Below are 5,774 nucleotides of genomic sequence, written 5' to 3'. Positions count from 1 at the left end.
ATCACGGGCTGCACGTTGTAGTGCGACACCACGACGTTGCTGTTCGAACGCTGGACCTCGGCAAGACCGCCGACCAGCTGTGTCTTGGTCGATACGTATGCCGTGACCGGGATGTTCTTCAACCCCGACATGGTATCGATGTCCCGCTGCGGGGTCTGCACCGAGACTGGATACGACACCCCGCTGGCTGGGTACAGCCAGTAGGTCGGGGCGGACTGCGAGCTGCCGGACAGCGTGGTCAGCATCGCAGTGGCGACATCCTTTTCACTGAGGCCGGCCAGCGATGTCAGCGAACGGTCGACATTGACGTTGAGCGTCGGCTGCCGGAACGCCTGCTGGACGCGGGCGTCGGCGATGCCCGGGATCAGCTTGATCTTGGCCAGAAGCACATTGGCGTAGGTCCGGTCGGCGGAAAGATCCTTGCCCGCGATCTGCACGTCGATCGGCGCCGGCACGCCGAAATTCAGCACCTGACTGACAATGTCCGCAGGCAGGAACGCGAAGTCGGTACCGGGGAACTGCGTCGGAAGCTTCGTCCGCAGCGTCTTGATGTAGCTGTCGGTCGGAGCGTGGTTGGCGTTGAGGCTGATCAGGATGTCGGCGTCAGCCACGCCGATGGTGCCGGAATTGTTGTACGCCATGTTGATGCCGCTGACCGACAGCCCGATATTGCTGACAATGCCGCCCAGTTCGTTCGCCGGAATGACGCGCTGGATGACGGTTCCGACGCGGTCCGAAAGACTGGTGGTCTCTTCGAGACGCGTCCCCGTCGGCGCCCGGATATGGAGCTTGATTTGACCGGCATCCACGGACGGGAAGAAGTCCTGGCCAAGGAACGGCGCAAGACCGAACGACAGGATGCTGAAGACCAGGAAGCCGGCGATCACAGGTATCCGGCTGACCATGCACAGCTTGAGCAGGCCCTGATAGGTGCCGTGAATTCTGTTGAAGAGGCGCTCGAAGGCCTGCTGGAAGCGGAATAGCGGGTTGCGGCTGGGCTTCTTTTCGTGATCCGCGCCCTCGTGAGCTGGCGCGTGCTGGTTCTTCAGGAGGTAGTTGGCAAGCGTCGGCACCAGCGTGCGCGACAGCACGTAGGACGCGGCGAGCGCCAGCATCACGGCTTCGGCAAGCGGCTTAAACAAATAGCCGGCCACGCCGCCGAGCCCGAACATCGGCACGAACGCAATGCAGATGCAAAGCAGCGAGACGGTCGCCGGCACGACGATCTGCCGGGCGCCGTCCAGGATCGCCGGTTCGATCTCCTTGCCTTGCTCGAGATGCCAGCTGATGTTCTCGATCGTGACCGTCGCATCGTCGACCAGGATACCCACCGCAAGCGCCAGACCGCCCAACGTCATGACGTTGATGGTCTCGCCCAGCAGCGAAAGACCCGTCAGTGCAGCCAGGATCGCCAGCGGAATCGAAAGCGTGATGATCAGCGTCGAGCGCCAGCTGCCGAGAAACAGCAGGATCATGAATCCGGTCAGCGTCGCGGCGATGACGCCTTCGCGAACCACGCTGGAGACCGCGGCGGTGACGAAGACCGACTGATCGCCGACCGCGGTAAGATTCAGGCTGGCGGGCAGCGTCGTCTTGACCGACGGCAACAGTCCCTTGATACCGTTGATGATGTTCAGCGTCGAACTGGCGCCCGACTTCATGACGGTGAGCAGCACGGCGCTGGCACCATTGACATGGACCGCGTTGATCTGCGGCGGGCTGCCATCGTGCACATAGGCGACATCGCGCATGTAGACGACGGTACCGTTGACCGTCTTAATCGGCAGGTTGTTGAACGCGTCGATGGCCTGCGGCGATCCATTCAGATTGACCGTATATTCGTATGTCCCGATCTTCTCGGTCCCGACCGGCGTGATCAGGTTCTGCAGGGAAAGCGCGCTGATGACGTCGTTTGCCGACACGCCGTATTGATGCAGAGCCTGCTGGTTCAGGTCGGCCTGAACCTGGCGCACCTTGCCACCGAACGGGAGCGGAAGGGCTGCGCCCGGAACTGGAGCCAGCGCCGGCCGAATGAAATTGAGCGCGGCATCGAAGATCGCGGTCTCCGACATTTGATTGCTCGACAAAGCGAGCTGCAGGATCGGAACGCTCGAGGCATTGAAGCTCAGGATCAGCGGCGGCGTGATACCCGGGGGCATCTGCTTCAGCACTGTCTGCGACATGCCGTTCACTTGCGCCAGCGCCGCGTTGATGTTGACGGTCGGCTGGAAAAAGATCTTGATGATGCCGTAATTGGCGATCGACTGGGATTCGATATGCTCGATGTCATTGACGCTGTTGGGCAGCGATCGCTCATAGAACGTCACGATGCGTCCGGCCATATCGTCGGCCGGCAAACCGCTGTAGCTGAATACCACGCTGATGACCGGTATGTTGATGTTGGGGAAGATGTCGGTCGGTGTCCGCACCGCCGACGAGACGCCGAACATCAGGATCAGCACTGCCATCACGACGAACGTGTACGGGCGGCTCAAGGCCAGACGGACGATTCCGATCATGTTCGCTTTCGCTTGCCCATTTCGGGCTCGGGGGTGCTGGCGGGCGGTCATCATCAAACCACCGGCCGTTGCCGGAATTCGGTAAGCGACCGCTAGGCAATGCTGTCGGTCACAACGCGTATAATGGGGTTGAAGTCCCTATTCCAAAAATGCATTCTCGTTATCCAGACATGTTGAAAACGAATGCACTCCGATGCCGCGACCCGCGCTCCAGCTGCACACGATCGACCTCAATCTGCTAGTCATGTTCGACGCGATCCTACGTGAAAATTCCGTGACACGCGCCGGGCAGAGTCTCGGGCTCAGCCAGCCCGCAACCAGCCACGCTTTGACCAGGTTGCGTCACATGCTGAAAGACGACCTCTTTATTCGCGGGCCCAAAGGCATGGTGCCGACGCCGCGTGCCGAACAACTAGCGGATCCGATCCGAGTCGCGCTGGGCGGATTGCTTCGATCGCTCGAGCCGCCCCACTTTGATCCGTCAAGAGCGACGCGCACGTTCAGGATTGCCGTGGACAACTACTCGGCCATCGTTATGGTGGCGCCGATTGTGGCACGCAGCGCCAAGATCGCACCCGGTATCAGGCTCGACTTCAGACCAAGCGGCACCCTGGATGTTCCAGACATGCTGGATCGGAGCGAACTGGATATGGCGCTTGGGCGAGACGCCGCCAAGGGCGAACGGTTTTCGACAAAGCCGTTGATGCGTGACAGCTTCGTCGTGGTGTATCGGACGGGTCATCCCGCGGCGAAGTCGATATTTTCAGCGGAGCGGCTGGCGCCACTGACAAAGCTGGAAATATCGTCGGCCCAATTTGGAGCAGAATTTTCGGTATCGTCAGGAGCAAAACCGGTGGCGGCAAGCGTGCCATTTCTCTCGGCTGCCCAAGTTTTAGCGACGTCTGATATGGTCACTATTCTTCCTGCGCACGTCGCTCTGGACATCGTGGCTCATCGTGAGCTCTCGTTTGGCACTCTGGCAGGAAAACACAGACCGATTGAGGTTTCGATGAGTTGGCCGCGGCGCCTCGACAACCAGCCGGCGCATGTTTGGCTGCGCGACACCGTAGAAACCGTGATTCAGGGCCTCGAACGAACGAAAGCGAAATGAAGCAGCACGAAGAACAGGTGCGTTGTTTGATTAGCTGCCTCCCCGTTTCCACTGCGGAGAGGGTGGAACAGGCCAGAAGGGGTGCCGGAAGAGGTTTTCCCAATTGCCCTTTGTTTGGACGGCGATGATCGACTTTTTCCTCAATCTCTTGCTACAAGTTCCCGAAAAGCAGTTTTTGTCGGCACATCACCTTCGGTCCCTTAGACCATACCGGACGGGCACCGTTCATCCATCCTATCCTGCAGTTAAGTCTGCGTGGCCGCATGCTTGCCTTATACCGGCCGAATGATATATGCGCCGCATGCATCGCCCAACGGGAGACAACCTTGGAAAAAATTTCAAGCATCTTGGTCGTCGAAGACGAAGTGCTAATCCTTCATATGATCGAGAGCGGTTTGGAAGAGGGAGGCTTCAGTGTCATGCTTGCCGCATCCGCCGATCGAGCTGTCGAATTGCTCGACGCTCAGAAGCCGCCGTTTTGCGCCGTCATCACGGACATAAATTTAGGCCGGGCAAAGTCTGGTTGGGACGTTGCCAAGCACGCCCGAGAGCTCGCCCCTGATATTGCCGTCATCTATGTTTCAGGCCATGGCGCGTACGATTGGGCGTCCCATGGGTTGCCTAAAAGCGTTATGATCACCAAACCGTTTGCGATCGCACAGCTTCTGACGGCCGTATCGCACCTGCTTAACAGCCCGCGGCAGGGATAGCCCGTTGTCGTGGGCTCGTTGTATGCATTTTTCCCGGCGGTGCCCTCAACGAAAGTCCCGCAACGTAGCTGAGTTCGTTCAGCCTCGAAGAAGGTTTTGGGAGAAACGCGACGTACTTTTACAGCGACAGCGATTGGGGTACAATTGAGTATGGCCTCCTCACGTCGGGTCCAGAATTCCAAACGCGGCCACCAGTGCCAGGACGCCAAGGCCAAGGGTCAATTCAGCGACAGTGCCGATCTGAATTTGGAAGATCGTCCGACCGGGTTGCGCCCTTATTCCCGGTACTAGGACGTAGCGGTTAACCAATGCGAGTCCCGTCATAGTCGCGACCAGGCCGATCTTGACAGCCAGCAGCAACTGATAGGTCGAACCAAGTTCGATTGGCCCGCGCGGCAGGATCAAGACGGCGTTGACAATGCCTGTCGCAATCACCAGCCCGACCGCGAAATGTCCAGCGTATGAGAAGCGCCGCAGGGCGGCCCGCGCATCTGCGCCGAGAACAGGATCGCGAAGCCGTGCTAAACAGAACGGCAACATCAGAAGCGCACCAAGCCAGGCGCCGCCCGAAAGTAGATGTACAAGGTCGTTAAGTCCGTGCAGGACGCCCCGGAGGCCGCTATCGATGCGGGCATGGCCGCCGAGCGCGAGAGTGGCAAGCAGCAATGCCGAAATAAGGAACGGCCAGCGTCCAGCCGGATGCCACCACAGAACTGCGAGCAGCACCAGCGCCAGGCCTGCCCTCACCTGCCAAGCCTTTCCGACCGCAGTATCGACCATCAGCGACCACAGGGTGTTGCCGTCGACAGCCACATGCCAGTCTCCGCCGCTTGTCGCGGCTTCAAGCGGCAGCCATGCGAGCGCCGCGATAAGTGCCAGCAGGCACGCCGTCCCTGCCCATCGGCAAGACGATGCGGCGAGCAGCCGTCCGAGGGATTCCGAAGCGGCCCAGGTTATAAAGCCGCTGCGGCCATAGACCGCAATAGCCGAGGCATCAAAGCACAATCGGTCGATTGCAAGCGCCATGTAAGGCGTGATCATTGACCAACCGTGAAGTGATACGTCCCGTGCGTCGCATGACCGTCGTCCGAAAATGCGTGCCAGTCCACCGTGTAAGCGCCGGCGCCGAGCGGATCGGGAATCGCGATGCTCATCACTTTGTCGTCGGTGGCGCCAAGCGACGTTGGGCCAGTCGAAACCGCCTTGCCATCCGGCCCCGTCAGTGTCGCGCCGCTCAGCGCGAGTTCCAGCCCTTCGGTGAAACTTAGCGACAGCGCAGTGGGCGAAGAAGTCACGACCGCAACGTCTGCGGGCACGGCGAAGGTCAGATGAGCGTGGGCAGAGGCGCCGTCGCAAGATAGCAGGCCGCCGAGCAAGACAATGAAACTAGCGGTGATCTTCATGATGATCTCTCTAGAATGGGTTCAGATCTGC

Annotated in this window: 5 protein-coding genes; 2 read left to right on the top strand and 3 right to left on the bottom strand. The window is 59.9% G+C overall.

Annotation, left to right across the window (positions count from 1 at the left end; genetic code table 11):
- Positions 1–2,519: efflux RND transporter permease subunit (locus JWR89_RS25750; protein ID WP_299721031.1), on the bottom strand; the 2,519-nt coding region annotated here is incomplete at its 3' end.
- Positions 2,520–2,712: 193 nt separating this feature from the next.
- On the opposite strand from JWR89_RS25750, the gene JWR89_RS25745 reads away from it, so the two are divergent.
- Together JWR89_RS25745 and JWR89_RS25740 are read left to right on the top strand one after the other, a co-directional pair.
- Positions 2,713–3,630, top strand: coding sequence for a LysR substrate-binding domain-containing protein (locus JWR89_RS25745; protein WP_299721030.1), 918 nt, complete (start codon positions 2,713–2,715; stop codon positions 3,628–3,630).
- A 326-nt stretch (positions 3,631–3,956) separates the two neighbouring features.
- Positions 3,957–4,340: a response regulator gene (locus JWR89_RS25740; protein WP_299721029.1), complete on the top strand. Its 384-nt coding sequence runs from the start codon at positions 3,957–3,959 to the stop codon at positions 4,338–4,340.
- 159 nt (positions 4,341–4,499) lie between these two features.
- Here the strand turns inward: JWR89_RS25740 and copD are convergent, their stop codons facing one another.
- Positions 4,500–5,381 carry a copper homeostasis membrane protein CopD gene (gene copD, locus JWR89_RS25735; protein WP_299721028.1) on the bottom strand — a complete coding sequence of 294 codons (882 nt, stop codon included), beginning with the start codon at positions 5,379–5,381 and terminating at the stop codon, positions 4,500–4,502.
- Positions 5,378–5,743 (bottom strand): copper homeostasis periplasmic binding protein CopC, encoded by a 366-nt coding sequence (copC, locus tag JWR89_RS25730; protein WP_299721027.1) that lies wholly within the window; start codon positions 5,741–5,743, stop codon positions 5,378–5,380. Before copC ends, copD begins: the two co-directional genes overlap by 4 nt.
- Positions 5,744–5,774: the final 31 nt, after the last annotated feature.

Source organism: Tardiphaga sp., assembly GCF_028290785.1.
Taxonomy (GTDB): domain Bacteria; phylum Pseudomonadota; class Alphaproteobacteria; order Rhizobiales; family Xanthobacteraceae; genus Tardiphaga.
The sequence above is the reverse complement of the archived record's forward strand: the minus strand, read 5'-3'. Positions and strand labels throughout refer to the sequence as shown.